Genomic DNA, 26,507 nt, shown 5'->3' with positions numbered 1-26,507 from the left:
ACCTGGGGATGGAAGTGATGCACGAGCGGAATGCGCACAACTTCCCGCTGGATTTGGCGGCGGTGGAGGTAGCGCCTGCGGTGCGTGGCTGATGGCCTGACCTGACGCTTCAACAGCATTGGTGGATCCCCCAGCTTGGTCTGGGGGATTTTTTTGTTCTCTTTGCTGGGGTGATCTTTCCCAGAGCTTTTCTAGAGTTAAATTGGGGCCATTGCCTCTGTGACTTAGGGATATGGCAATCATTTCTTCTCGGGATACAGGCCAGAACGCTGAGGGCCCCAAGCGGCGGCAGCAAAAGTCTTCAGCCTGGAGAAAAGAAGGCAGAGAGTTGAGCTTTGCTGGGGAAAGGGGAGCGGATCCCTCTGCCCTGTTGCAGCCGCAAGCCCACCCTGGCGAAGCCCAGGAAGAATCCCTGCGCCCGCGCACCCTAGCGGAATATATTGGCCAGACGGAACTTAAAGAAGTGCTCTCCATTGCCATTGCGGCGGCCCGCGCTCGCCAAGAGCCTCTGGATCACCTGCTGTTCTACGGCCCGCCTGGTCTAGGCAAAACCACGGTGGCAGCAGTGCTGGCGGCAGAAATGGGATCCCAGTTCTACATGACCACCGCGCCGGCTTTGGAGAGCCCCCGCGACATTGCCGGGTATTTGGTGCGCTTGAAGCGGGGGGATGTGTTGTTTATTGACGAGATCCACCGCCTGCCCAAGGTTACAGAAGAATTGCTCTATCCGGCGATGGAGGATTTTCGTCTTGATATCACCATTGGCAAAGGTCGCTCTGCTCGCATCACCTCTCTGCCCTTGGAACGCTTTACCCTCATCGGGGCCACAACCCGCATTGGCGCCCTCACTTCTCCGCTGCGGGATCGCTTTGGCCACGTGCAACGGCTGCGCTTTTACGAGCCTCACGAGCTGGTGCAGATCGTGCTGCGCACGGCTCGCCTCTTAAATGTCTCCACCGATCCAGAAGGGGCTGCAGAGATCGCCCGCCGTTCTCGGGGCACGCCCCGCATTGCCAACCGCCTGTTCAAGCGGGTGCGAGATTACGCCCAGGTGCGAGGGGATGGCCACATTAGCCAAGAAGTGGCAGCAGCCGCTCTGGAGCTGTTCCAGGTGGATCCCATGGGCTTGGATTGGATCGATCGCAAGCTGCTGACGGTGCTGGTGGAGCAGTTCGGTGGAGGGCCAGTGGGCTTGGAGACGATGGCCGCGGTGACGGGTGAGGATCCCCAAACCATTGAAGAAGTGTATGAGCCTTATCTGCTGCAGATCGGCTACCTGCAGCGCACGCCCCGGGGTCGAGTGGTTACCCCTGCTGCGCTACGGCATCTGGGCTATGAAGCCCAGTCTCCTCTGCCTTTGTGGAGCTAATTTGTCTTTTCCCTCTCCCACAAAAGGAGAGAAGGGGTTGAGAGCATGCCTCTAACCCCCAAAACCCTGAACTTTGCTGAATTTACTGAGCTTTAGGCGGTTTGGCAAAAGTCATTGAGAGGGATATAGTAGACCAAGTTTCCCCCTGATCCTTGAGTCCACCGCAACGGTTGCCGGGAAGTGAAGGGGGAAAGCGCTCGGGGGGTATTCCTCAGGGCTTTGCGGGATACCGCCTTCCTGCTCAGAGATAGGCAGGATGCGATCGCTTCTTTCCTGAACCATGTTCAGGAGAGTTCAGCGTGAATGTATCAGCTCCATATCTAGCTGCGGTCATTGCCCACAGGGCTGAAGCTGGGCACCACCAGCTCGCGGTTTTGCTTGGTAAGGCGACCGTACAGCTCCTGCGTGTTGGGGAAGTTGGCCGCCGGCAGGGTGGGGAAGCGGCGATAGGGCACCGTGTCCTCGCCGAAGAGATCCCGATACTCCTGGGTGTTCAGCAGGGCGCGCACAAAGGCTTTCACCCCCTGGGTGGCCAAGATCTGGTTGTACTTGCGGATCTCCTGCTGGTTGAGAGGAGCACGGCCCAGGAAGTGCTTGGTGCCCAGCTCGATCACCTTGGTGTTGGGATAGGGGGCATAGAACTCGGAGCGGTACAGCTCGGAACACCCCAGCGCCTCGATGAACTCCTTGACGGTGATCTCGCCGTTGCGCAGCTTGGACTCGGCAGAGCTGAGCTCGCCGCTGATGTTGTAGATGTCCATATCCCGCTCGAAGACCTGCCGGTAGGCGGCGCGGATGAGGTTGTTGACTTCCGCTTTGTTGGCCAGGCTGGTGAGCTTGAAGACAGGGATCTCTTGGCGTACCTTGGGCACCCCCTGCTGGGCCCGCCGCTGGATTTCCAGCTCGCCGGAAGGCATATCCCGAGGCTGACCCAACTTGACAAAGAGAGGGATGTCGTCGTCGGTGCGAATGGGCTTGGTTGCAACAGCCATGTCGGTGGAGCCGGGGCGCATCCGCCGCAGCGCCAGGCCGCCGGGGGTGAGGTAGCGCTCATAGGGCACGATATCTTCCCCGAAGACCTGCTGGTACTCCTCGCTGTCGAGGATGGCGTCCACGACGGCGTAGAACCCTTTCTTGGAGGCGATGTCAAATAGGCGGTTCATCTCCTGGCGCCCGTAGGTGGGTCGGCCCAGCAGCTTGCGGTGGATAAACTCGATGGCTTTGCAGACATACAAGCTGGACCAGTACTTGTTGCGGAAGAGATCCGACTTGGCCAGTTGGCGAATAAACTCTTTGACAGGAATTTCCCCCGACTCCAGCTTGATCTCCCAACGGGTTAGCCGTTGGCCTTCGTAGGGCATGTAACCGTACACCTGCTGGTAGCAGGCGCGGATCACCGCTTGCGTCGAGACTTCGCTGCCAACAATCCCCGCCCGCACCCCTAGCCGCCGGCTGCGATCTCCCGGAGTCTGGGTGAGCTTGAAAACCTTCGGGCCAAGGCTGCCGGGATCCCCTGCTGCTCTGGGATTGGTGCGCTCGTTGGTCAGGGCAAAGCCGCGCCGGATGAGGATGCGCTTGACATCTTTGTTGAAGGGAGCAGGGCGGGCGCTGAGGGAACGGGTTTCCTTGGGGAAGATAGCCCCAAATTGGATCTCCAGCGGGTCGTTGCCGGAGCCATAGGCATGCTGATCCGGCAGAGGCCGGTTGTAGCGGGCAAAGAGGGTAATGAACTGGGGCACCTTGCGGCGGGGGGCAGCGTAGGTGTAGAGGTCGAACTTGGCTCCCCAGTTGGCGCTGGTTTGGGCTTCTATCCCCAGCTTGCGCAGGTAGGGTACCGTCTCTTCGCCGAAGTAGTCCCCGTACTCGCGGCTGTCCACCAGGGCGTCCACCAGGCCGGCCAGGCCCTTGCTGGAGACGATGGAGAAGTAGGTCTGCACTTCCTCGCGGGTTTCAGGGGCCCGCCCCAGGAAGTGGCGGAAGGCCAGCTCCACGACGCGGCTGTTGATGTAAGGCTCGTAGAACTGCTTGCGATACAGCTCCGATTTGCCCAGGCGGCGAATGAACTCCTTCATGGAGATCTCGCCGTTTTTCACCTTCGACTCCAGGTCGGAAAGCTTGAGGCCGTAGGCGCGGCGGATATCCCGCTCAAACACCTGTCGATAGGCGGCCTTGATGACTTCTTCTTTCTCGGCGTTGGACAGCCCCGGCTTCATGGCAAAAACGGGAACTTTTTCGGCAGCCAAGTTGTAGATCTGGGGTAGCTGCAGCCCTTGCAGAGGGATCCCGTCGGCGGTGCTGGCATTGCGCTGCCGCAGCTTGTCGGAAGGGGCGGGGGCGATGAACTCGCTCAGCAAGACATCGAAATATTGGTTGATGATGGCAACCGCTTCGGCATCTTTGCGGAAGTAGCCAGCCGCCGCCCGTTTCATCTCTTGAATGGCGACAATGGTGGCCTCGGCGGAGCAGGCATTTTCGATGATCTCCCGCAGGCCGCGGGTGTTGACGGCGATGATGCTGGGATCCCCGGCCACCAGGGCGTAGGTAACGTAGCGCAAAAACCAGCTCAGATCCCGCAGCGATTTGCGCATGTTGGCAGCTCCGTAGCGGGAGATGTTGATGGGGCGGAAATTGGGGGGAATCTCCACACCGCTGGCGCTAAAGATGTTGCGGATGGCCTCAATGAATCCGCCGGTGGATTCCACGTAGAAGGCAGTACCCAGCTTGAAGGCTTCTTTCTCGTCTTGGGTCGCTTCTGGCCGCTCCAGATAGGCCATGGGCGAGCCCCCTGTGAAGATGCGGTTGGCTGCCCGGCTGACGATGATTTCCGAATTGGCCGCAATGACCTCGGCAATCTCTAGCCGTTTCAGGCCGCTGGAGAAAAAGTCCTCGAGGCGATCCAGCTCGGTGCGTCCCAGATAGCGATCCTGCTGTTCCGCCTGGGAGATGGTCGATACAGGCACGGTTTGGTAGAGACGGGGGTTGGAAACGACTGCGCCAGCGGATACGTTGATACCCATCGATCTTTTAAACTCCGTTTTGATCGAAAAAACTGCCGACAAAGGCCGAGGACAGTGCCATCGAAGGGGGTGAAGAGGCTGACCCACGACTGGAGGAGCATCCCTCTCTGAGCTGAGAAGGATCGATGCCCGATCCCTGAGGGGGAAGCCAAGCCTAGAATACTAGGGGCACGGGCCCAGAGTGGGGAGGTTGTTGCAGTTTGTAACACTGTTTCTCATCCACAAAGACATGGCTCTCAACCCAGCTCTACCCTCCCATCTGTTGTCTTCCGCTTTTCTCCTTGAGGATTGGGAGCAGGGACATTACGAACGCGTTACCCAGGTTTTACAGCAACAGCTCGAGCAGGGATCCCCCTCTCCAGAGCTGTATTGGGAGCTGGGAGCCGCCTATCTCCTGCTGGGTCGGGAACTGGAGGCGCAGCTGGTGTGGCAAGAGGGCTTGGCGATGCTGCAAGCGGGGGGGGTGGCCGAATCCGAGGCCGTCTACCACCTGCTGAGGAGCTTGCAGGCTTTGGCGGAAAGCCTGTGGGAGAAGGGCCATTGGCCGCAGGCAGCAGCTCTGTATCGGCAGCTTCTGGAGGTGGGGGATGGGCTTTCTGGGCTGGAGCTGTCTTCTGGCCAGGCTTTGGCTGCTCACCGCATTGGCCTGACCCAAGAGCGGAGCCGGCTGTGGGCTGCGGCAGCGGAGTGGTTTGAGCGGGCTTGCCAGCAGGATCCGACGGCGGCAGAGAGTTTTTGGCGCTGGGGCTTGGCCCTGATGAAGCTGGGCCGTTTGCGAGAGGCGATTTCCCCTCTGCAGGAGGCTGCGCGGCTGCGCCCTGAGTGGGGGGATCCCTGGGTACAGATGGGCTTGGCGTGGCTGGATCTGCAGGATCCAGTTCAGGCTGTGGGGTGTTTCCAGGCGGCTGAGGCGCGGGGCACCGGGACAGCTCAACTCTACAGCTACTGGGCGGAAGCGGAAGTGCGGTTGGCTCACCCTGAGGCGGCTTGGGAGAAGGTTTGCCGAGCGGTGGCAGCGGAACAGAATTGGGTGCAGGCGTGGTGCGAGGGCAGTGGCAGAGAAAGCCCTCTGCGATCTGGACTGGAGCAGGCATGCAGAGGGGAGGGCCCCGATTGCCTGCTGTACTCGGCTTGGCGGCAGCGTTGGGCTCCAGAAGGCGTTGCCCCTCCAGCAGACTCCTTTTCCCAGAACACCCCCCCTACAACCGACTTCTGGCCGGTGCCAACCCAAGGCTACCTCACCACCCGGCAGTGGCATCAGGCCACGGGCGAAGGGGACTACCAACTGCTGGATCCAGGGGGGGTTCTCTGTCTAAAAGCGCCCCCTGCCGCTGATCCCGACATTTTGCAAAAGTTGCGCCCGCAGCGCATCCCCTTGGCAGAGACCTTTGTCGCCCAGATCCCCCGAGGATCCGTCCACGTGGGCCACTATCCCCGCCACCTCTACGCCAGCTTTGCCAGCGGGGTGCTCACCCGCCGGGGAGAATTGCTCGCCGATCTATCCCTGAGCTTGCCGCCGCCGGAGTTCCTCGACTGGGACTACAGGCCAGATCACCTGCGACACCACCCCCTGCTGGGCTTGCCCCATCTCCCCCCACCGATCCCACTGGATGGCCCCGTTGCCCTTTTGCCCTTGGGGGCAGTTAATTACTTTCACTGGATGGTGGATACTCTGCCGGCCCTCGATATCCTGCAGCGGTCGGGCGCCCTGGAAAAGGACATTCCCATCTTGATCCACGGGTATCAAAGAAAGCCCTTTCAGGTGCAGAGCTTGGCTGCTTTGGGGATCCCAGTCGAGCGCATCCTCAGCTTTGAGCAGTTGGGGGGATCCCATCTGCAAGCCCAAAACCTGATCGTGCCCTCAGCAGGCGCTCCGGTGGGGTGCTTGACGCCTAGGGGATTGGAGGTGCTGCGGCAACTGGCCCAGCCGAGTTTCTCCATCGACCCCCTGCAGCCGCGGCGGATTTACATCAGCCGTCGCTCTGCCCGCTGGCGGCGGGTGATCAACGAAGCGGAGGTGCTAGCCTGTTTGCACCCTTGGGGATTTGCACCGGTGCCGATGGAAACCCTTTCTCTTCAAGAGCAAATAGCCCTAATGCAAGGGGCAGAGGCGGTGATCGGGATCCACGGGGCGGGCCTAACCAACCTCGCCTTTTGTCAACCCGGCACCACCGTCATCGAGATCTTGCCCAGCAATGCAGTGCTTCCCTATTTTTGGAGTATTGCTCAGGTGGCAGGGTTAAGGTATTTCCCCTTGGTGGCGCCTGTTTGCGATCCGGCTTTGGTGGCTCTTCTTTCCAGCCCCGATTTGGATCGAGAAGATGCCTGGGTTCGGATCCCGGACTTGCTGAATGTGCTGGAACAGACAGGGATCAAGGGATGATGGGATCGGAGGGACTCGAACCCTCACGTTCTTGAGGAACAACGGATTTTAAGTCCGTAGCGTCTACCATTCCGCCACGATCCCAATCTGTCGGCAATAGCCGTACTACTCTACCAAACTGCTTGCCTTGGGGGGGCAAGTCTTTAAGTTGGTTCACCCAGCCCTGCAGTGGAGGGTATGAAGTAGGGGATTGCTGCCCCTGCTGATGGGATCCCTGCTGTGCCCGCTGGCTTGAAGCTCCTACAACTTCTCTTTCAAAAAAACGTTGGCCACCCAGATCCCCACCACCGCCAAGGCGGCCATCCCATAAAGGGTATAGCTATAGCTGCCCAGCCTATCGCGAATTTGCCCCGTGATCATCGTTCCCACCAAGGCCCCAACTCCATAGGCGGTAAACACAATGCCGTAGTTCTGGGCGTAGCGTTCGGGATCAAACAAGCGCAGGGTCAGGGCGGGAGCCATGGCCAGCCACCCCCCCAGGCAAAACCAAAGCAAGGAAAAAGTTACCCAGTAGGCCAGAAGGGATCCCTGAGGAGGCAGGAGCATTAGCCCACAGGCCAGCAGGATCAGCCCATAGGAGCCCGTAGTGACCTGATGGGGATGTAATCGATCGGCCAACCAGCCAAACAGAGGACGGCTGAGCCCGTTGAAAAGGGCGAAGAGAGCCACACTGTTGGCAGCCGCAGGGGGATCCAGGCCGATCAGCTCTTCCCCCACAGGACCAGAAATCCCAATGGCGCTTAAACCAACCAGGGTGCCGATGGCGTAGCAGATCCACAGGCCATAGAAGGAGGGGTTCCTCAGCAGAGGGAGAGAGCGCCGAGAAGTCAACGGAGAGCGATCTGGGCCATTCGTGGATTTTCTTGGAAAAGGTGAGGAAGGGATCCAATCGGGAGGAGGAAATCTCAGTTGGGTTGCGATCCCCAAGATCACCGCTGCAAAGAGGATCCCCAAAATCAGCAGCGTAGGCCGAGCCCCCAGTGCCTCGATCAAGCAGTTGGCCAGGGGAGCAGTGAGCAGGGGAGATAGGCCAAAGCCGACAATGGTGGATCCCACGGCCAATCCCTTGCGATCCGGGAACCAACGGGCTGCCACGGCCATTGGCACTCCATAGGCTATTCCCACACCGCTGCCGGCAATGACTCCATAGCAGAGGGCAATCCACCCAATGGAGGGGGCGAAGCTGGCCAGCCCATAGCCCAGGCCCACCAAGCTGCCCCCCAGAGCCAGTACTCGGCGGGATCCCCAGCGGGGGATGACAAACCCTGTGATGGGCATGAGGGTAGCGTAAAACACGAGGGCAACGGTGTAGGGCAGCAGGCTCTCACTGGCCCCGATCCCCAGCTCTGTTTCCAGAGGCTTGCGGAAAATGCTCCAGGAATAGACGGTTCCCAAGCAAAGAAGAACCAGGAGCCCCTGGAGGATGAAAAGCCATCTCCCCATATGGGCCGGTTGTCCATACAAAGTAACGGGGAATCCAACCCTTTTCATGGGTATCTAGAGCTTGTTGGAGCTGAGTTCAACCCATTCTCTCAGCCCTTTCGGGGATGAGCCGATAGGAATAGAATTGCTTGAATTGTTCAGCCAACCGTTGGCTAGAGGCGTTTGGCCTCTACCGTCTTGGGCAGAGACAAAGGCTCCGGCAGCTCCGGGATGGACAATTCCCAACCGTTGCTCAAGGTGAAAATGGTTTCCCCGGCCTCTGAACGGGTGGCCACAACCGATTCTTCCAGATCTTTTTTGGGAACGTAGACCATCAAATGCCCGTAGGCACTTTCGTGCAGGATGACTTTCATAGCCCTTTCTCCACAAGTTCCAGCTCTTGGGCACGGCACCCCACCACCAAGCCTTTGGCCAAGCAGTGGACGGCATAGACGTAAAACCGTTGTAGAAAGGTGCCAATGGAAATCACGTAACCTTCGTCGCCGGGAACGGCCAAGATTTTCCCCACCGGCTGGCCGAAGAAGGTGCCATCGTTGCGGATGACCTTACGGATGCGGACTTTGTCGCCCAGCTCAAATTGGGGAGGGCGATCCAGCTCCAGTTCGTCGCTCATGGGGTACCTCCTGTGATTTCTGCCAGCACCTGACAAAGCTCTTGGCGGGTTAGGCTGCGGCCTACTTGGCGCGCCCGTCGAGACACGGCTGCCAAAATGGCCTGAGATTTGGAAGTTTCCTTTCCGGACAAGCGGTTAGACAACATCGGGATGGCTCTCCTCTGGGATGGGTTCTGGAGTGTGTTGCGCCCATTGCGTCAGCGTTGCGCGGCAATAACGGGCCAGTTCCGCCGGTGGGATCGGATGCTTGCAGTGGGTGACGTGCTGCCGCACCTGTTCCAGGAGCTTTTCCAGTTGGCCAGGTGGGATCTGCTCGACAGGGATCCCGTGTTCCTTGAGGATTTGCAGCAGCAAATGCCGGCCGGAGTGTTTGCCCAACACCAGCCGCCGCTGGCCGCCCACGGCTTCTGGTGGGAAAGGCTCATAGGTCTGGGGATCCCGCAGCACTCCCGCCGCATGAATGCCCGACTCGTGGGCAAAGGCGTTGTCGCCAACGATGGCCTTCCAGGGGGGGAGGGGAGCACCGCTGGCCCGCGCCACCTGTTGAGACAGCTCCCGCAAACGGCGGGTATCCACCCCAACATCGATCCCCAAGGTGTAGCGCAAAGCCATCACCACCTCTTCCAAGGGGGCATTGCCGGCCCGTTCCCCCAAGCCGTTGACGGTGGTGTTCACCGACTGAGCGCCGGCGCGGATTCCGGCTAAGGCATTGGCAGTGGCCATGCCCAGGTCGTCGTGGGTATGCATCTCCACAGGGATATCGATGGCCCGCACCAGACGGCGAATCTGCTTGTAGGTGCTAAAAGGATCCAAAACGCCCACCGTATCGCAGTAGCGGAAGCGCCGACAGCCCCAGCTTTGGGCCATTTGGGCCAGCTCGATCACCTGCTCCAGGGGGGTGCGGCTGGCATCTTCTGCCCCCACCGAGACCCACAGCCCCTGCTCCAAGGCCATCTCCACGCATTGGCGCAACTGTCGCAGCAGCCGAGGGCGATCCCCTTGGAACTTGGCAGCGATTTGCCGATCCGAGACCGGCACGGAGATGTGGATCCGCTTGAGGCCGCAACGAATAGAGGCGAGGATATCGCTGGGCACAGCCCGGTTCCACCCCAGCAGCTGAGCCCGCAGCCCCAGGCTGAGCATGGCGCGAATGGCTTCCGTTTCCACGGCGCCCATGGCCGGGATCCCCACCTCAATTTCGGGTACGCCAATGGCATCCAAGAGGGCGGCAATGGAGATTTTCTCGGGGATTTGGAAGGCTACCCCTGCCGCTTGCTCCCCATCGCGTAGGGTGGTGTCGTTGATGGTGATAGAGGAATTCATGGGATCCATCCTCCAAGACCTACGGCCCGCCTAGGCAATCGGTAACCGTCGATGGTGCTCCGCACCGCTAGCGGGACCCCGGTTGCGTCAGGGCAATCATGTCCAGGGTAGAAAGCTCAACCAAGTTGCCGCAGAATTCATCAGATTCCTGTAAGGCTTGGCTGTTCCTCTTAGCGGGGTGGAGTCTTTGGAGCAGGGGATCCTTGACAAAGTCCGACAAAGTCCGGCCTTTGGGATCCCGCTGCTCTGGCCATCAACGAATTAAGTCGAAGGAGATGTCGGTTTTGCCGGGGATGATGCTGCGCCGATCGGCCTCATCCAGAAGGGTGTTGACAATCCAGTTAAGGAGGTTGAGCGCCCCCACATAGCCATAGGTGGGATAGCGATGCAGATGGTGGCGGTCGAAGATGGGGTAGCCGATGCGCACCAAAGGCGTGCCCGTATCCCGCCACAGGTATTTGCCGTAGGAATTGCCGATCAGCAGATCCACCGGCTCGGTGAACATCAGAGAGCGCAGATGCCAGAGATCCTTGCCCCCCCAGACGGTTGCCCCCTGTCCATAGGGACTGGAGGCCAGCAGTGCCCGCGCCTCGGCTTCGAACTCCTCGTTGCTGTTGGTCACCACCACATGGATCGGCTCCGCTCCCAGCTCCAGCAACAGGCTGAGCAAGCCCATCACCAGATCCGGATCCCCATACAGGGCTACCCGCTTGCCGTGGATCCACGCTTGGGAGTCCGTGAAAGCATCCACCGCCCGGCCCCGTTCGATCTCCAGCTCGGCGGGAATGGGCTTGCCCGTTAACTGGGATAGCTGCATCAAAAACTCATCCGTGCCCCGAATACCCACTGGCCGCGCCGTCAGGGTGGGCCGACCCGAGGCCTCTGCTAGAAACTCCAGGGTCTTGGGCGTGGTGTAGCGCTGGAAGGAAAAAGTAGCCTCGGCGTTGAGGCATTGGGCAGCCGCCTCCAAAGGGGTTCCTCCGGGATACATGTGGAAAGTGCCGTCGTTGGGCGAATCCAAATAGTCGGAGTTGTCCGCCAGCAGGGTCAGCGGGATCCCGAATAAGCCGAAGATGCGCTTGATCTCCCGCAAGTTGCCCATGTAGGTATCGAAACCGGGGATGACGTTGATGTAGCCATTGCTACCCGTGCGGCCCACCGGCTCGGTGAGGGTGCTGAGAATGCTCTTGAGCATGTTGTCGTAGCCGGTGATGTGGGATCCCACAAAGCTTGGCGTGTGGGCATAGGGCACCGGGAAGTTGTGGGGAATAACTCCCTCATTTCTGGCCGTGGTGATGAAGGCCCCCAGGTCATCCCCGATCACCTCTGCCATGCAGGTGGTGCACACGGCGATCATCTTGGGTTTGTAGAGGGTGTAAGCGTTTTCCAGTCCCTCGATCAGGTTTTTGAGGCCGCCAAACACCGCCGCATCTTCCGTCATCGAGGTGGAGACCGCCGAAAAGGGCTCCTTAAAGTGGCGGGTGAGATGGGTGCGAAAATAGGCCACGCACCCCTGGGATCCATGGACGAAGGGCAAAGTTCCCTCGAAGCCGACAGCGGCGAAGATGGCCCCCAAGGGTTGGCAGGCTTTGGCGGGGTTTACCGTCAGGGCCTCCCGTTGAAAGTTCTTCTCCCGGTATTCCCAAGATTTTGTCCATTCGGCCACCCGGGCCACTTCTTCTGGGGAAGGGAGATCTTCAAAGGTTTGCTTGCACTGCAGAAGCGCCTGATATTCCGGATCTTGAAACAGGCGGGCGTGATCTTTGATGTCTTGGATATCTTGCGGCATGGTCGGTCTCCTAATGAGGGGCAGGGGAAGGAAGAGCCGTTCGCGTTTGGGATCCCGGCGGCAAGCTAAGACTTCCAGGGGGCTTTGACCAGATCCCAGGTGGGGCTATTCAAGGCCAGATCCATATCGCGGGCGAACACGGCAAAGCCGTCGTAGCCGTGGTAGGGGCCGGAGTAGTCCCAAGAGTGCATCTGGCGGAAGGGCAAAGCCATCTTTTGAAAGACGTACTTCTCCTTGATGCCGGAGGCGATGAGATCTGGCTTCAACCTCTTGGCGAATTCTTCAAACTCGTAGCCGGACACGTCATCGTAGATGAGGGTGCCGTCGTCGATGTACTGGGTGGTGCGCTTGTAGTCGTCGCCGTGGCCGAATTCGTAGCCGGTGGCAATCACCTCCATGCCCAGCTCCCGGAAGGCCGGGATGACGTGGCGGGGCCGCAGTCCGCCCACCATCAGCATCACCCGCTTGCCCTCCAGGCGGGGACGGTACTTGGCAATGACAGCCTCGCTCTGGGGCTGGTACTTGGCGATCACCTGCTCCGCCTTGGCCTGAATGGTCTCGTCGAACCGCTGGGCGATGGCCCGCAGGGATTTGGCAATTTGGGTAGGGCCAAAGAAATTGAACTCCAGCCAGGGGATCCCGTAGGCTTCCTCCATGTGGCGGCAGATGTAGTTCATGGATCGGTAGCAGTGGATGAGATTCAGCTTCACCCGAGGGGCAAGCAGCATCTCGTTCCAGGTGCCATCGCCGGAAAACTGGGTCACTACCCGCAGGCCCATCTCCTCCAGCAAAATCCGGGAAGACCAAGCGTCGCCGCCGATGTTGTAGTCCCCAATCAGGGCCACATCATAAGGGCCGGGCTCAAAGTTGAGGGATCCCTCCTTCGCTTTCTTGTCAGCAATGGGCAGAACCCAGTCCCGCACCGTATCGTTAGCAATGTGGTGGCCCAGGGACTGGGAGACCCCCCGAAAGCCTTCGCAGCGCACCGGTACCACCGGCTTGCCAATTTCTTTGGAAACTCTCTTGGCCACTGCCTCGATGTCATCCCCGATCAAGCCGACGGGGCATTCGGACTGGATGGTAATGCCTTTGGCCAAGGGGAAGAGTTCGCTGGCTTCCACCAAGAGTTTGGCCAGTTTTTTGTCCCCCCCAAACACCACATCCCGCTCCTGAAAATCGGAGGTGAACTGCATGGTGCCGAAGGTGTTCACCCCGGTGATTCCCACGTAGTAATTGCGCCGTCCCGACCAGGAGTAGTAGCCGCAGCCCACGGGGCCGTGGCTGAGGTGGATCATGTCTTTGACCGGCCCCCACACCACTCCTTTGGAACCGGCGTAAGCACAGCCGCGGGTGGTCATGACGCCGGGGATGGATTTAATGTTAGATTTTACTCCGCAATCTGCTTTGCCCTCGTCATAGACGTTGAGGTGCTTAGCTCTCTTTTTCTGAGCTTTTTCGGGGTAGGTTTCCAGAACCTCCGTTACGATTTTCCGGGTTTCCTCTTTGAGGGTACTTTTCAGAGTAGTCATGAGAACCTCAGCTATTGGGTGTCATGGATAAAAGCCACAGTGCGAAGGGGGGCTGAGGGAGGAAACCAGCTACCCCCAGCCCGTCTTTTCGGGGATCAGACAGGGGCCAGCTCTTTTTCGGTTTTGCCGATGAGGTGGGCGATTTTCTGGTCGTCGTCCAAAACGCCGAACTCTATCAACAACTGTTCCAGCTCATCCATAGAGATGGGGGTGGGGATCCTCAGATCCGTGTTGTTGATGATCTTTTTGGCCAAGGCCCGATACTCGTCAGCTTGGTTGCAGTCGGGGGAGTACTCGATCACCGTCATGCGGCGCAATTCTGCGTGCTGAACCACATTGTCGCGGGGGATGAAGTGCAGCATCTTGGTGTTGAGCTTTTCGGCCAGAGCCTCGATCAGCTCGATCTCGCGATCCACCTTGCGGCTGTTGCAGATCAGGCCACCCAAACGCACGCCGCCAGAGTAGGCGTATTTCAGCACGCCGCGGGCGATGTTGTTGGCCGCATACATGGCCATCATTTCGCCGGAGCAAACAATGTAGATCTCTTGGGCCTTGCCCTCCCGAATGGGCATGGCAAAACCGCCGCAGACCACGTCCCCCAGCACGTCGTAGCAGACAAAGTCCAGATCCTCGTAGGCACCGTTTTCTTCCAAGAAATTGATGGCGGTGATGATGCCTCGTCCGGCACAGCCAACGCCAGGCTCGGGGCCACCAGACTCCACACAGCGCACCCCTCTGTAGCCGGTGAGAACCACTTCTTCCAGCTCCACGTCTTCTACGGATCCCCGCTCAGCCGCCAGGTGAAGGACGGTGGTCTGGGCTTTGCAGTGCAACATGAGGCGGGTGGAATCGGCCTTCGGGTCGCAGCCGACGATCATGATCCGCTGTCCCAATTCGGCCATACCGGCAACGGTATTCTGACAGGTGGTGGATTTGCCGATACCGCCTTTGCCGTAGAATGCAATTTGTCTCATGGTTCAGTTCTCCTAATGAAGACTTGAGGAAAAACTTGAGGGCGACTTAAGGGTTAGAAATCTCTTGCCAATGGGCGCAACTGGTCGCATTAGCGAGACGGGATCCTTACTGCAAAGGATTTCAGCTCGCGGGAAGGCAGCCTTGGATCCCTTGGAATCCAAAAGCAAACCGGTTGAACGGTGGGGCTCTCCCGAATCGAGGCAGGAGATGGGGGAAGCGACGGGGAGTAACAGTGGGGCAGATCATAGGGCTCTCAGGCTTATCGAGAATGGGGAACTAGAGGGCATGCACGGTTAAGGTGGGCCACACCTGTTCTTGCAGGCGGGTTTCGATGAGCAACCGCAGGGTGTTTTGCTGGCTGGGGCAGGTGGTGCAGGATCCCTTGAGGCGCACCCACACCTGATCCCCTTCCAGGTCGTAAAGCTCCACATCGCCGCCATCGGCCAACAGCAGCGGGCGAACTTCCTCCTCCAGGACGGCCTGAATGCGGGCGATCTTTTGCAAGGTGGTGAGGGGAGAGGGAGCAGCGGGAGAGGGCTCTGTCTGGTTTTGGGAGTTCCCTTTTGAATTTCTTGAATCTTCTGAAGGGGTTGCGTCAGTCTCGGCCAGAACAGCGGCGATCAGGTCTTCAATCTGGGCCAGGCAGGAACCACAGCCACCACCCGCTTTGCTGTAGGCTGTTACTTCCTCAGCGGAGGTGAGGTGGTTTTCCCGGATCAAGCGGCGGATCTTTTGCTCGCTGACGCCAAAGCAGGAGCAGACCAAAGCGCTGTCATCATCCGTGTGGTCAGGCAGAGGAAGGCCGCGATAGCTGTAGATGGCTGCCTCCAGAGCCTCTTGCCCCATCACCGAGCAGTGCATCTTGGCGGGGGGCAGGCCGCCTAGGTAGTCAGCGATTTGGCGGTTGTCGATCCGCAGGGCTTCATCCAGAGTGAGGCCGGTGATCAGCTCCGTCAGAGCCGAGGAAGAGGCGATGGCGCTGGTGCAGCCGAAGGTTTGGAAGCTGGCAGCCAAGATGCGCTCGCTGGCCTCGTCCACCTTTAAGTAGAGCCGCAGGGCATCGCCGCAGGTGATGCTGCCCACTTCTCCAACCACCACCCGAACACCAGGCTCGGAGCTGGGATCCATTGCCCCTTGGTTTTTGGGGTGGTAGAAGAGTTCCAAAACTTTTTCGCTGTAGTCCCACATGGCTGGATCCTGAGTTGAGGATGCTAACGGTCGAGGGAAGATGAGTTTGAGGGGGGTCAGCGGCGAGCCAGTTCCCGTTCCTGCTGTTGCAGCCAGTCTTCCGCCTCGTGGCTGAAGGGGGAGATGGCCCGCAAATGCTCGATGATCCCCGGCAAAACCTCCAGCACCCGCTCCACCTCTGCCGGCTGGGTAAAGCGGGAGAGGCTGAAGCGGATCGAGCCGTGCAAAACGGTGTAGGGCAGGCGCATGGCCCGCAGCACATGGGAGGGTTCCAGGGATCCGGAAGTGCAGGCGGAGCCGGAGGAGGCGCAGATGCCGTATTTGTTCAGCCAGAAGAGGATCGCTTCCCCTTCCACGAACTTGAAGCCCAAGTTGGTGGTGTTGGGCAGCCGCTGAGTGGGGTGGCCGTTAACCTGGACATCCGGGATCCGCTGCAGCAAGCCCTGCTCCAGGCGATCCCGCAGCAGCCGCTCATGGGGATCCCCCAGGTGGGCTTGGGCCAGCTCCGCTGCCTTGCCCAGGGCGATGATGCCCGGCACATTTTCCGTCCCGGCGCGGCGGCCTCGCTCCTGATGCCCTCCCAGCAGCAAAGGACGGAAGCGCAAGCCCCGCCGCACATAGAGGGCGCCGATCCCCTTGGGGGCATGCAGCTTGTGCCCGGAAAGGGTGAGGAGATCCACTGGCAGGCGCTGCAGATCGAGGGGGATTTTGCCCACCGCCTGTACTGCGTCCACATGGACAACAGCCCCATAGCTGCGAGCCAGGGATCCCACTGCCTCGATGGGGAAAAGCACGCCCGTCTCGTTGTTGGCGGCCATGCAGCTCACCAGGGCAGTATCGCCGGTCAGGGCTGCTTCCAACTCCAGCAAGTCCAGGCAGCCTTGCTCATCCACCGAGAGGTAGGTGACGCGGTAGCCTTGTTTTTCCAGGTGCTTGCAGACGTTGAGCACCGAGGCGTGCTCTACCTGCGTGGTGATGATGTGGCGCTTCTGGGGTTGGGCTGCCAAGGCTGCATAAATGGCCGTGGTGTTGCCTTCGGTGCCGCCACTGGTGAAGACGATCTCCGTCGGGTCGGCTCCCAGAAGGGCTGCCACCTGTTCGCGGGCTTGGTTGAGGGCACGCCCCACCTGGCCGCCAAAACTGTGCATCGAGGAGGGGTTGCCGTAGAAGGTCTGCAAATAGGGCAGCATCGCCTCCAGAACCAGGGGATCCACAGCGGTGGTGGCGTTGTTGTCCAGGTAGATCACAGGGTTCATACAGGCTCCGGTACAAGATAGGGGTTGGGCAAAGTTAAACGGCTTGCGGAGCGTGAGAATGGCACTGCTTTGGGCAAATGCGGGCGCAAGCCTGACAGCCGATGCAGAGGGCAGCGTTGAGGATGGTCATCACCTTACGCTCGCTTTCCTCTTCCTCTTCGTTGTCGACAAACTCGCCGTCTTCGTTGAGGGCTCTGAGGGCAAACACACCACGGCCACAGACTTTGAGGCAACGGCTACAGCCGAGGCAGCGGCTGATATCCAGGCTTTCGATAAACTGTGGGATCCAGGGCAGTCCGCCTTTGGTGAGAGCAGTTACAGTAGCCATGGCCGCGTCTCCAAAAGATGAGGTCTCAAGATCGGGAAGATTTGCTGTCCAGGGCCTGGTTGACCAACCAGGTGCGGTAAAACTTGAGGGCCACCGTTTCGATGAGGTCGTAGTCTTCCACCACTTCGATGCCGGCCTCGCGAATACGCTTCATGGGGCAATCGCCGATCTTGGAGACCAGCACGGCTCGGCAATCCCTGATGAGATCCAGGATTTGCTCTAGGTTGTTGTCCTCCCCGGATCCCCCGTGGCAGTACTGCGGGATCTTGCGGTGGCCGACAAACTGCGCCCCACGGGCGTTGACCTCGTAGATCAAAAACTCCCGCGCATGGCCGAAGTGGCGATTGACCAAGCCACCGCCTTTGCTGGCCACGGCCACCAGGATGGAGGGGCTGTCGGGAGGCAGGTCGGCTGTCCAGTGGGTCGGGGCTGCCTGCTGCTGAGCTTGCAGTTGGGCAATGCTTGCCTGTACCTGGCGGCGTTTTTCGGGGTCGTATTCGGGGGTCATCTGCATAAAGCGCTCCTTGGTGAACTCTTGGCTGCGGTCTTCCCCCAGAAGGCCCACCGCGTCCGCCCGACACTGGCGACAGTGGCGCATCATCCGCATGTTGCCGGAGCACCGATCTTGCAGGGCTTTCAATTCCTGAGGGGTGGGGCCCCGCTGGCCGATAAGGCCGAAGTAGGTGCCGTGTTCAGGCGCCGAGATCAGGGGCATGATGTTGTGCAAGAAAGCCCCTTTCTCCTGAATCACCCGGTTCACTTCCAGCAGGTGGGTGTCGTTGATGCCGGGAATCAGGACGGAGTTGACTTTGCAGAGGATGTCTGCCTCCCGCAACAGATCCAGGCTTTCCATCTGCCGCTCGTGCAGGATGCGGGCTGCCTCCACCCCTCGAATGCGCTTGCGCCGCCAGCGGATCCAGGGGTAGATCTTGGCTCCGATCTCTGGATCCACCATGTTGATGGTCAGGGTGACGTGGTCGATGTTCAGCCGTTTGATCTCGTCGATGTAGTCCGGCAACATCAGGCCGTTGGTGGAAAGGCAAAGCTTGAGATCCGGAGCTTTCTCGGCAATGCGGGCAAAGGTCTCGAAGGTTTGCTTGGGGTTGGCCAAGGGATCCCCAGGCCCAGCAATGCCCACCACCGTCAGTTGCGGGATCTTGCCGGCAATCACCAGCACTTTGTGGGCGGCTTCCGCCGGGGTAAGCAGCTCGCTGACCACACCGGGCCGGCTCTCGTTGGCACAGTCGAACTTGCGGTTGCAGTAGTTGCACTGGATGTTGCAGGCGGGGGCTACCGCCACGTGCATGCGGGCGTAGTGATGGTGAGCTGCTTCGCTGTAGCAGGGATGGGTGGCGATGCGTTGCTGCAGATGAGGGGGGAGAGCCTGGCGGGGGCTGCTGCTGCAAGCGCAGGCCGATGGGAAGGGGGATCCCTGGCGGGGCGGAGTTGAAAGGGGCGGCATAGTGGGGTCAACCAGGGGATAGAACGTTACTGGCGGTTATATCAACCGCCCTCTGCCCGCTCCGTTGCACTCAGCCCGGTAGAACTGATCGAGTTTATTGGCTTTGTACTCAAGACCTGCAAAGCCTGATGGCAGGCCAAATCCAACTTTTTTTAGGGGTCAAGGGTCTGGTTTTTCAAGGCCGGGGATGCCGTATTTTGACCCAAAGGGGCGGGGGATCCGGCTGTGGGGAGGATCCCCGGAATCCCTGATTCGACAAGGGCTTGGGGCAATGCTTAGGAAATACTAAAAATCTGCTCAGATGCACTCAAGCGCCGCAGCCTCGGCTGCGTTTTGCATCAATTGCTACGATTTAATATCGTATCAGCCCAAAAGTGTATTGAAAATAGCCGTTTGAGTTTGAGGAAAGATCCCCCTGGGGCAAAGTCCTCGCCAAGGAAGTGAAGACTATTGCGGCGGCAGGCCGTCGGACTTTCTTGTTGTGACAGGGGGGATGTACTCGCTCAAATACCCATACCCTTCCCCAAAAATACCGGATCCCTGCGGGCAAAAGACTCAACCCCCTGCCCTCAGAAAAACTTTTTTTGCCCTCTGGGCCAAGCTTCCAGGGTTTGAGTACATCGGCAATAACTCAATCAATCCTGATCGCCCGCTGCCAAGCCTGAGCCCCTGCAGCCGCTTGCTATAAGCGGGGGATATAAGCGGGGGAACAGAAACCCAACGGTTCTGCCCTCTGCTGAGACTCCCTCCTGCTTCCCAACCGGTGAGCTTATGTCCCCCCTTGTTTCTCCCCCACCGAAAACGGCTGAAGTGCTGCAGGTGCCCCGTTGCGATCGCTGGCGGATTCTCTACCGTCTGCAGGAGCTGGATTTGACCTGTGGCTGTACCCCGACCGGCCAACTGTGGGTGATGATTCGCACCCCCACCGAAGCCCTCCTCGTCCACAGTGTGCTCCGCCTTTTCGCCCTTGACCGCTCTGGCTGGCTGAATTGGTTGGATCGCTGCTGGTCTCTCCAAACCTGGGATCCCCCTGAGAGATCTGCAGGAGGGGATGACCACCCCTGAACCTCTGCCGTTTGCCTTCTTGCTTCTCCTGTTCACCTCGTTTTGGTAGCGCCAATGAGCACTCCATCCCCCTCAACTCGCTCCTTCCAACAAGTCCGAGACAACCCCGTTCACCTGGGACGGGAGATCACGGTTCCCATCTGCGAGGGCCTCAACCTGGCTTGGGCCAGTCTTCAGGGGCTGTATTTGCAGTATCTGAAGCACCATCTGGTTGTCGAAGGAGCAGAGTTCTACTCAATTCACCAATTTTTCAACGAAAGTCTACAGGAAGTTCAGAACCACGCCCATGAGGTGGGGGAGCGCCTGAACGGCCTGGGTGGGATCCCGGCCTCCAGCTTTGCCAAGCTGGCGGAGCTGTGCTGCTTCAGCCCAGAAGGGGACGATGCGTTGGCTGTGCGGCCCATGCTGGAAGCGGATTTGCGGGCCGAGCAAAGCCTAATCGATCTGCTGCGTCGCCAGGCGGCTCTGGCGGAAAGTGTTGGGGATCGCGCCACCCGTCACCTCTACGAGCAGATTTTGCTGCGGACGGAAGAACGGGCCTTTCACCTGGCCCACTTTCTGGCTGCCGACAGCTTGGTTTTGGGCTTGTCCCCATCCTAGCTTGCCCATCTACGCCCACCCCTCGTTTTGGGAGACTCTGCCATGCTTACCCCCGATCGGGCGCCGCTGCTGCAGTTTTTGCAAGTCGAGCTTGGGATCCCGGAATCCGCCCTCACCTTCGCCCTGAAACGGCATGGGTGTGAACAGGGCCCTTTGCCCATGATTCTTTGGCATTACGGGCTGATTTCCTTGGAGCAACTGGAGCAGATTTTTGAATGGTGTGCTCCCCCTCCTCTTGTTACCAATTCTACCCATTCGGAGGTTTAAGCCATGACTTATCCCTACCCTTCTCTTCCCTTTCCCAGAGTCGGCAACCCTTTGGGATGGCTCGGCCTGGTTTTGAACTCAATTTTCAGATCCGCCCTGAAGTGGCCACGCCGCTGGCTCAACAGCATTGAAATTCGGGGATCCCGGCAGGCCCGTTGGATTTGTCGTTTGATCCCGGCTTCCTGTCCCTTTGAGCGGGATATCCGACTGGGATCCCGCACCGTCCACATTCCGGCCCTCTGTCGCATCAACCCCCTCTACGAGGAGATCATCGCCCTGCGGCTACGGGCGGCGGCTTATCTGGCCGAAGCTGCGGCTCAACCCCAGCCCCCCTCTTCTCAGGAGATCCCATCATGCCCATGATCAGCCGAACCAAAGTGGCGGAGCTGCTCAACGAGACCGCCTGCGAGCACAACCACAAGAAAGACGGCAAAGGCAAAAACAAAGTCTGTGCCGAGCAGGCCAAGCCCGGAGGAGCGCAGGGAGGCTGTGCCTTTGACGGGGCCTCGATTGCCCTGGTGCCGATCGCCGATGCCGCCCATCTAGTACATGGGCCAATCGCCTGCAGCGGCAACTCTTGGGGGACGCGGGGCAGCCTCTCTTCTGGCCCCCAGCTTTATCGGGTGGGCTTCACCACCGATCTGAGCGAGAACGAGATCATCTTCGGAGGGGAGGAGAAGCTGTTCCAGGCCATCCTTGACTTGCAGGCCAAATACCAGCCTGCCGCCATTTTCGTCTATCTCACTTGTATAACTGCCCTCATTGGCGACGATGTGGAGGCCGTGTGTCAGCGGGCCAGCCGCCAGCTTGGGATCCCGGTCATTCCGGTGAATGCGCCCGGCTTTGTGGGCAGCAAAAACCTAGGCAACCGTCTGGCCGGAGAAGCCCTGCTGGACTATGTGATCGGCACGGCCTCCCCGGAATACACCACCCGCCGCGACATTAACCTCATCGGCGAGTACAACATTGCCGGCGAGCTGTGGGATGTCTTGCCTCTGTTTGACGAGCTGGGGATCCGCATCTTGGCCAAGATCACCGGCGATGGCCGCTACCGCGAGATCTGTACCGCCCACCGGGCCAAGCTGAACGTCCTCATCTGCGCCAAAGCCCTGCTCAATGTGGGCCGCAAGATGCAGGAGCGCTACGGGATCCCCTACATTGAGGCTTCCTTTTACGGGCTGCAGGAGATGAACCACTGCCTACGGGCCATTGCCCAAGGGCTGAAGGATCCCGAACTGCAGGAGCGTACCGAGGCCCTCATCGAGCGGGAAACTCGCGCCACCGAGGCGGCTTTGGCCCCCTACCGGCAGCGGCTGGCGGGCAAACGAGTTGTCCTTTATACCGGCGGGGTGAAAAGTTGGTCGATCATCTCCGCCGCTCGAGATCTGGGGATGCAGGTAACGGCCACCAGCACCCGCAAAAGCACCGAAGAAGACAAAGCCCGCATCCGCGAGCTGCTTGGCCAGGATGGCATTCTCTTGGACAAGGGCAGCCCGCAAGAGCTGCTCAAGGTGGTGGAGCGCACGAAAGCGGACTTGCTCATCGCCGGCGGACGCAACCAGTACACCGCCCTCAAGGCCCGCATCCCCTTTCTGGACATCAACCAGGAGCGGCACCATGCCTATGCCGGCTATCGCGGCCTGGTGAACTTGGCGCGGGAGATCGATGCCGCCCTCCACAGTCCCATTTGGGAGCAGTTGCGACGGCCTGCCCCCTGGGAGACCTCAGCAGCAAAGGAGGTGGGAGGATGGCCCAGTTGATTCAAGAACGCAAGCCCCTCAGCGTCAACCCCCTCAAACTCAGCGCTCCGCTGGGGGCGGCCCTGGCCTTTCTGGGGATCAAGGGCTGTCTGCCGCTCTTCCACGGTTCCCAAGGCTGTACGGCCTTTGCCAAAGCGCTGCTGGTACGTCATTTCCGCGAGGCCATTCCCATGTCCACCACTGCCATGTCCGAAGTGGACACCATCTTGGGGGGGGAGGAGAATGTCGAAGCTGCCATCCTCACCTTGGTGGAGAAGGCCCAGCCGGAGCTGATTGGTCTTCTGACCACCGGCCTCACGGAAACCCGCGGGGACGATATGCCGCGCATCCTGCGGGAGCTGCGCCGACGCCAGCCGCAATTGCAGGATCTGCCCATCGTCTTGGCCTCCACGCCTGACTTTAAGGGATCCCTGCAAGACGGCTATGCCATCGCCGTCAACAGCTTGGTCAGCACCCTGCCGGAATCGCCGTCGGGATCCGTCCGCCCTGCCCAGGTAACGGTGCTGTGCGGGCCTGCCCTCACCCCTGCCGACGCCCAGGAGATCAAAGAAATGGCAGAGGCTTTTGGCCTAGAGCCGATCCTGGTGCCGGATCCCGCGGGTTCCCTGGACGGACACTTGGGCACCGGCTTTAGGGCGACCCCAGACGGCGGCACCACCCTTGAGCAATTGCGCCAGCTCGGGCGTTCCGGCCTCACCATAGCTGTCGGCGAGAGCATGCGCCCTGCCGCTCAGATCCTGGCCCAGCGCTTTGGCACCCCCTATCGGGTTTTCCCCCACCTGACCGGTCTCAAGGCTGTGGATCCCTTTTTGGCAACCTTGGCCGACTACAGCCAACAGCCGGTGCCCCTGCGCTACCGCCGCCAGCGCAGCCAAGTCCAGGATGCCCTCCTGGACTGCCACTTTTTCTTCGGCAACCAGCGGATTGCCCTGGCCCTGGAAGCCGATCTGCTCTGGGGGTGGGTGGACTGGCTGCTGGATATGGGCTGTCAGATCCAGGCGGCCATCAGTCCCACACCGGATCCCCACTTGACCACCCTTCCCATTGAGGCAGTGCGGGTGGGAGATCTGGGGGATCTGGAGGAGCTGGCACCCGGGGCTGACCTGCTGGTGGGCAACTCCCACGTGGCGCGCCTGGGCAAGCGGCTGGGGATCCCAGTGCATCGAATGGGGATCCCTATCTTCGACCGGCTGGGGGCCAACCACATCTGTCAGGTGGGCTATCGCGGCACCCTATCCCAACTGTTTGCTGTCGGCAACCTGCTGATGGAGCAGGAGGAAGCCCGTCACCCCAGCCCACCCCAGGTTTCTGGGCATGGATTCTAAGGGATCCAGAGCTTCGAGCTAGATCCCCCTAGCTCCCCTAAACCCTCAAGTTCACGGTTCTAAGGAGAACGCCTATGCAAGTGGCCTTTACAACCCGCGACGGCAAGCACGTCAATGCCCACTTTGGCTGGGCCAACCAGATCGACCTCTACGAAGTCACCCCCGAAGGCTACCGATTTTGTAAGACCCTCACCTTTGGGGGCAACTTGGAGGCAGATGGCAACGAGGACAAGCTGGTGCCCAAGCTGCAGGCTTTGGCCGATGTCACCCTCATCTACGTGGCTGCCATTGGCAGCAGTGCCGCCGCCCGCCTGATCAACCGCCGCATCACCCCCATCAAAGTGCAGTCGGAAGAAGAATCCATCGAGAGCTTGCTGCAGCGCCTGGTATCCACCCTGCACAACCCTCCCCCCTGGCTGCGCAAAGTGCTCTTGGCCGAGCGCGTCAGCAGACCGGAGTCCTCAACTCCAGTTGTGGAGGCTCAGCCATGACCGTCACCCCTCTCTCTCCCTCGACCAGCCCCATCTTGCAAGAGATCGTTCGCCAGATGCGGGCGGCGGATCCCTACGGCACCTACCGCGCCTGGAGTGATGAGTTGCTGCTCAAGCCCTTTGTCGTCACCAAAGCCCAAAAACGCCAGATATCCCTCGAAGGGGAGGTGGATCCCGGGGTGCGGAGCCGCATTCTCATCTACTACCGCGCCATTGCCGCCCTGATTGAAAAGGAAACGGGCCTCCTAGCTCAGGTGGTGCTGGATCTCAACAGCGAAGGCTTTGGTTGGGTGCTGGTCTTCTCAGGGCGGCTGTTGTTGGTGGTCAACACCCTGCGAGACGCCCATCGCTTCGGTTTCGAGTCTCTCGAACAGCTCACTGAAAAAGCTACTGCCCTTATCGACAAAGGGATCCAACTGGCCCGAACCTACCCTGAGGTGGGCCGACTGTAGCCGCTTGTCTCCGTCCCGGCAGCCATTTTTTCTTCTTTTTCTTCAGCAATTAGGAGTGCCTTGCCCATGTTGAATGAGAGTGACGTTGAGAATGTTGTGAACGACCTGGATTTCGAGCCCTTCGAACACCTCTCTGCCGACCAGCTCCGCAGCGAGATCAAGCGCCTAAACAGCAAAGCAGGCCAACTGAAAATGGATCTGCACGATCTGGCCGAGGGGCTACCCGACGGGTTCGAGCGACTCCCCGACTTGGCAGCCCGCACTTACGCCCTATTTGCCCGGCTGCACACCCTCAGACAACGCTTGAAAACCCTGGAGACCTGCCGATGAGTTGGAACCACAACCGCCGTTGGAAAGACTTCCAAGCCCTAGTCAATGCCGAGGATTATTTCGCTTTTTTCGAGCTCCCCTACGATCCGCGGGTGGTCAACGTGAATCGCCTGCATATCTTACGCAAATTCGCTCAGTATCTAGGCCCTCTGGAGTGTTTCCAGGGCAGCGAAGAAGAGCGATTGGAGCAAGCTCGGCAAGCGCTGGAAAAAGCGTACCAAACCTTTCTCACCTCTACTCCGCAGCAGGAGAAGCTATTCCGAGTCTTTCAAGACTACGGTTGTCCAGATGCTGTCGGCGGCTGTGCCGGCTGCAGCTCTTTGGGAGAGCGGGGCGAATGCAGCCCTGGGATCCCTGCCTAAGCTCCCTTGTTTACCCCTCGTCAGCTCTCTGGAGACTCCATCATGGCTACCTACACAGTTCACTTGGTTAACCCAAAACGACAGCTTGATACCTATATCTCAGTAGATGAAGATTCAACCATCCTAGAAGCGGCTGAGGATCAAGATGTGGACTTGCCCTCTTCCTGCCGCTCCGGTAGTTGTTCCTCTTGCGTGGCCAAAGTGGTAGAAGGAGAAGTCGATCAATCGGAGCAAACCTTTCTGGATGAGGAGCAAATAGCCAAAGGATTTGTGCTGCTCTGCGTGGCCAGACCTCGCTCCAATTGTACGATTCGCACTCACCAGGAAGCTTACTTGGTTTGATAGACGGCTGCTCTCCAGTTGCTCGCCGATAGGCTTAAGCAGCCTTTTTTCTATTTTTTTCTAGAATTAGGGATCCCTATATGTTGGCACCGCCCACCGTCCCTAAGATCTCAATAACCATATCTCCTCTCCAACTCATGAAGGTTGGAGAAGAAGGTCGCATCTACCAACTGCGCGGATCCGAAGCTGCTTGCGCCCAATTGCAGCAAATGGGTCTCACTCCAGGTACCTATCTCCAGGTTATCCAACGTCACCCTGAGTGGATCCTACTCCTACCCAGTGGCCAACTTTCCCTTCCTGCTCATTTAGCTAAACCCATCTGGGTTTACATGGATCCCCGTTGCACCCTAGCGCCTCCCCAAGAACCGAATAAGAAAACAATCTTAAATTTGCCAAGAGCCTTCTAAAATGTAGTCTATTTACCCAATTTTTAACCTGTAATGAGGGACACTCAAAGTAAGGGAAGCTCATCTCTTCATAACCTATCTTGATTTGGGAGCAAAGCCATGAACACCTGTTTGTTGCACCTGGGCTCCATCCTTAAAGCTGCTGAAGAGCTTAGCCTTGTGGAAAAGCCATTTCCCAAGTTGCAACACATTCAACTCTGCACAGGGCTCAGCCCAGAGGAAATCGTGCGGGCGCTGGAGCTAGAACCCAATCCCTTGGGTTGGCATCTGGAGCCAAGCCACAACCTGGCCGATGAATCGGCGTATTGGGTGGGCGGACGACCTTGTGTCGGCTTGGTTATTGAGCGTTTCGCCTGACACTTGTTGCAGTTCGGATCCCTAAAAGGCTCTCAAGGGGGGAGGAGTAGCCTGCAAAGCCATCTCAAAAGTTC

Annotated in this window: 28 protein-coding genes and 1 tRNA gene; 15 read left to right on the top strand and 14 right to left on the bottom strand. The window is 59.3% G+C overall.

The window, feature by feature from the left end:
- Window positions 1-232 precede the first annotated feature (232 nt).
- Window positions 233-1,369, top strand: coding sequence for a Holliday junction branch migration DNA helicase RuvB (gene ruvB, locus ACVWVQ_RS09765; protein WP_011430641.1), 1,137 nt, complete (start codon window positions 233-235; stop codon window positions 1,367-1,369).
- A 320-nt stretch (window positions 1,370-1,689) separates the two neighbouring features.
- Here the strand turns inward: ruvB and ACVWVQ_RS09760 are convergent, their stop codons facing one another.
- Window positions 1,690-4,386 (bottom strand): phycobilisome rod-core linker polypeptide, encoded by a 2,697-nt coding sequence (locus ACVWVQ_RS09760; RefSeq protein ID WP_457508208.1) that lies wholly within the window; start codon window positions 4,384-4,386, stop codon window positions 1,690-1,692.
- A gap of 193 nt (window positions 4,387-4,579) precedes the next feature.
- Between ACVWVQ_RS09760 and ACVWVQ_RS09755 the strand changes: the two genes are divergently transcribed.
- The gene (locus ACVWVQ_RS09755; RefSeq protein ID WP_457508206.1) at window positions 4,580-6,769 is read left to right on the top strand and encodes a glycosyltransferase 61 family protein; all 2,190 of its coding nucleotides are present in this window, start codon (window positions 4,580-4,582) and stop codon (window positions 6,767-6,769) included.
- On the opposite strand, the gene ACVWVQ_RS09750 is transcribed toward ACVWVQ_RS09755, so the two are convergent.
- The 13 genes from ACVWVQ_RS09750 to nifB form a co-directional block, all read right to left on the bottom strand.
- A tRNA-Leu gene (locus ACVWVQ_RS09750) sits at window positions 6,770-6,853 on the bottom strand.
- A 156-nt stretch (window positions 6,854-7,009) separates the two neighbouring features.
- Window positions 7,010-8,212, bottom strand: coding sequence for an L-lactate MFS transporter (locus ACVWVQ_RS09745; RefSeq protein WP_457508204.1), 1,203 nt, complete (start codon window positions 8,210-8,212; stop codon window positions 7,010-7,012).
- A 152-nt stretch (window positions 8,213-8,364) separates the two neighbouring features.
- The gene (nifT, locus tag ACVWVQ_RS09740) at window positions 8,365-8,565 is read right to left on the bottom strand and encodes a putative nitrogen fixation protein NifT (RefSeq protein ID WP_011430645.1); all 201 of its coding nucleotides are present in this window, start codon (window positions 8,563-8,565) and stop codon (window positions 8,365-8,367) included.
- Window positions 8,562-8,825, bottom strand: coding sequence for a nitrogen fixation protein NifZ (locus ACVWVQ_RS09735; protein ID WP_011430646.1), 264 nt, complete (start codon window positions 8,823-8,825; stop codon window positions 8,562-8,564). Before ACVWVQ_RS09735 ends, nifT begins: the two co-directional genes overlap by 4 nt.
- Window positions 8,822-8,971, bottom strand: coding sequence for a hypothetical protein (locus ACVWVQ_RS09730; RefSeq protein WP_011432085.1), 150 nt, complete (start codon window positions 8,969-8,971; stop codon window positions 8,822-8,824). Before ACVWVQ_RS09730 ends, ACVWVQ_RS09735 begins: the two co-directional genes overlap by 4 nt.
- The gene (gene nifV, locus ACVWVQ_RS09725) at window positions 8,961-10,148 is read right to left on the bottom strand and encodes a homocitrate synthase (RefSeq protein ID WP_457508202.1); all 1,188 of its coding nucleotides are present in this window, start codon (window positions 10,146-10,148) and stop codon (window positions 8,961-8,963) included. The genes ACVWVQ_RS09730 and nifV overlap by 11 nt, the downstream gene beginning before the upstream one ends.
- A 253-nt stretch (window positions 10,149-10,401) precedes the next feature.
- On the bottom strand, window positions 10,402-11,937 hold the full coding sequence (gene nifK / locus ACVWVQ_RS09720) for a nitrogenase molybdenum-iron protein subunit beta (RefSeq protein WP_457508200.1): 1,536 nt from the start codon (window positions 11,935-11,937) through the stop codon (window positions 10,402-10,404).
- A gap of 65 nt (window positions 11,938-12,002) precedes the next feature.
- Entirely contained in the window at window positions 12,003-13,466 is a 1,464-nt protein-coding gene (gene nifD / locus ACVWVQ_RS09715) for a nitrogenase molybdenum-iron protein alpha chain (protein ID WP_457465732.1), read from the bottom strand.
- Window positions 13,467-13,561: 95 nt separating this feature from the next.
- Window positions 13,562-14,440, bottom strand: a complete 879-nt coding sequence (gene nifH / locus ACVWVQ_RS09710) for a nitrogenase iron protein (protein ID WP_011430651.1) — start codon at window positions 14,438-14,440, stop codon at window positions 13,562-13,564.
- Window positions 14,441-14,717: 277 nt separating this feature from the next.
- Window positions 14,718-15,629, bottom strand: coding sequence for a Fe-S cluster assembly protein NifU (gene nifU, locus ACVWVQ_RS09705; RefSeq protein ID WP_414355673.1), 912 nt, complete (start codon window positions 15,627-15,629; stop codon window positions 14,718-14,720).
- A gap of 56 nt (window positions 15,630-15,685) precedes the next feature.
- Window positions 15,686-16,885, bottom strand: a complete 1,200-nt coding sequence (nifS, locus tag ACVWVQ_RS09700; protein ID WP_041438416.1) for a cysteine desulfurase NifS — start codon at window positions 16,883-16,885, stop codon at window positions 15,686-15,688.
- Between the two features lie 34 nt (window positions 16,886-16,919).
- Window positions 16,920-17,213, bottom strand: a complete 294-nt coding sequence (fdxB, locus tag ACVWVQ_RS09695) for a ferredoxin III, nif-specific (protein ID WP_011432079.1) — start codon at window positions 17,211-17,213, stop codon at window positions 16,920-16,922.
- A gap of 25 nt (window positions 17,214-17,238) precedes the next feature.
- Entirely contained in the window at window positions 17,239-18,675 is a 1,437-nt protein-coding gene (gene nifB, locus ACVWVQ_RS09690; RefSeq protein ID WP_011432078.1) for a nitrogenase cofactor biosynthesis protein NifB, read from the bottom strand.
- Window positions 18,676-19,446: 771 nt separating this feature from the next.
- Between nifB and ACVWVQ_RS09685 the strand changes: the two genes are divergently transcribed.
- From ACVWVQ_RS09685 to ACVWVQ_RS09625, 13 genes are all read left to right on the top strand, one after another.
- Window positions 19,447-19,740 (top strand): Asr1405/Asl0597 family protein, encoded by a 294-nt coding sequence (locus ACVWVQ_RS09685; protein ID WP_011430657.1) that lies wholly within the window; start codon window positions 19,447-19,449, stop codon window positions 19,738-19,740.
- Window positions 19,741-19,794: 54 nt separating this feature from the next.
- Window positions 19,795-20,340 carry a ferritin-like domain-containing protein gene (locus ACVWVQ_RS09680; RefSeq protein WP_457508197.1) on the top strand — a complete coding sequence of 182 codons (546 nt, stop codon included), beginning with the start codon at window positions 19,795-19,797 and terminating at the stop codon, window positions 20,338-20,340.
- A gap of 42 nt (window positions 20,341-20,382) precedes the next feature.
- Window positions 20,383-20,607 carry a DUF2949 domain-containing protein gene (locus ACVWVQ_RS09675; RefSeq protein ID WP_011430659.1) on the top strand — a complete coding sequence of 75 codons (225 nt, stop codon included), beginning with the start codon at window positions 20,383-20,385 and terminating at the stop codon, window positions 20,605-20,607.
- 3 nt (window positions 20,608-20,610) lie between these two features.
- Complete coding sequence (locus ACVWVQ_RS09670; protein ID WP_011430660.1) at window positions 20,611-20,970, top strand: Mo-dependent nitrogenase C-terminal domain-containing protein; 360 nt, start codon at window positions 20,611-20,613, stop codon at window positions 20,968-20,970.
- Window positions 20,961-22,367, top strand: coding sequence for a nitrogenase iron-molybdenum cofactor biosynthesis protein NifE (nifE, locus tag ACVWVQ_RS09665; protein ID WP_457508195.1), 1,407 nt, complete (start codon window positions 20,961-20,963; stop codon window positions 22,365-22,367). The genes ACVWVQ_RS09670 and nifE overlap by 10 nt, the downstream gene beginning before the upstream one ends.
- Window positions 22,355-23,692, top strand: coding sequence for a nitrogenase iron-molybdenum cofactor biosynthesis protein NifN (gene nifN, locus ACVWVQ_RS09660; RefSeq protein ID WP_099887422.1), 1,338 nt, complete (start codon window positions 22,355-22,357; stop codon window positions 23,690-23,692). Before nifE ends, nifN begins: the two co-directional genes overlap by 13 nt.
- 74 nt (window positions 23,693-23,766) lie before the next feature.
- Window positions 23,767-24,183 (top strand): nitrogen fixation protein NifX, encoded by a 417-nt coding sequence (nifX, locus tag ACVWVQ_RS09655; RefSeq protein ID WP_457508193.1) that lies wholly within the window; start codon window positions 23,767-23,769, stop codon window positions 24,181-24,183.
- Window positions 24,180-24,635, top strand: coding sequence for a NifX-associated nitrogen fixation protein (locus ACVWVQ_RS09650; RefSeq protein WP_414373906.1), 456 nt, complete (start codon window positions 24,180-24,182; stop codon window positions 24,633-24,635). Before nifX ends, ACVWVQ_RS09650 begins: the two co-directional genes overlap by 4 nt.
- 66 nt (window positions 24,636-24,701) lie before the next feature.
- Window positions 24,702-24,965, top strand: a complete 264-nt coding sequence (locus ACVWVQ_RS09645) for a CCE_0567 family metalloprotein (RefSeq protein WP_414416376.1) — start codon at window positions 24,702-24,704, stop codon at window positions 24,963-24,965.
- Window positions 24,962-25,327 carry a nitrogenase-stabilizing/protective protein NifW gene (gene nifW / locus ACVWVQ_RS09640; RefSeq protein ID WP_414355663.1) on the top strand — a complete coding sequence of 122 codons (366 nt, stop codon included), beginning with the start codon at window positions 24,962-24,964 and terminating at the stop codon, window positions 25,325-25,327. Before ACVWVQ_RS09645 ends, nifW begins: the two co-directional genes overlap by 4 nt.
- A gap of 42 nt (window positions 25,328-25,369) precedes the next feature.
- Window positions 25,370-25,669, top strand: coding sequence for a 2Fe-2S iron-sulfur cluster-binding protein (locus ACVWVQ_RS09635; protein ID WP_414412557.1), 300 nt, complete (start codon window positions 25,370-25,372; stop codon window positions 25,667-25,669).
- 80 nt (window positions 25,670-25,749) lie between these two features.
- The gene (locus tag ACVWVQ_RS09630; RefSeq protein ID WP_457502046.1) at window positions 25,750-26,076 is read left to right on the top strand and encodes a ferrous iron transport protein A; all 327 of its coding nucleotides are present in this window, start codon (window positions 25,750-25,752) and stop codon (window positions 26,074-26,076) included.
- 99 nt (window positions 26,077-26,175) lie between these two features.
- On the top strand, window positions 26,176-26,433 hold the full coding sequence (locus tag ACVWVQ_RS09625) for a hypothetical protein (RefSeq protein ID WP_011430669.1): 258 nt from the start codon (window positions 26,176-26,178) through the stop codon (window positions 26,431-26,433).
- The last annotated feature ends 74 nt before the right edge of the window (window positions 26,434-26,507 follow it).

The organism is Thermostichus sp. MS-CIW-36 (genome assembly GCF_054059035.1).
This window is presented reverse-complemented; position numbering and strand designations above follow the sequence as displayed.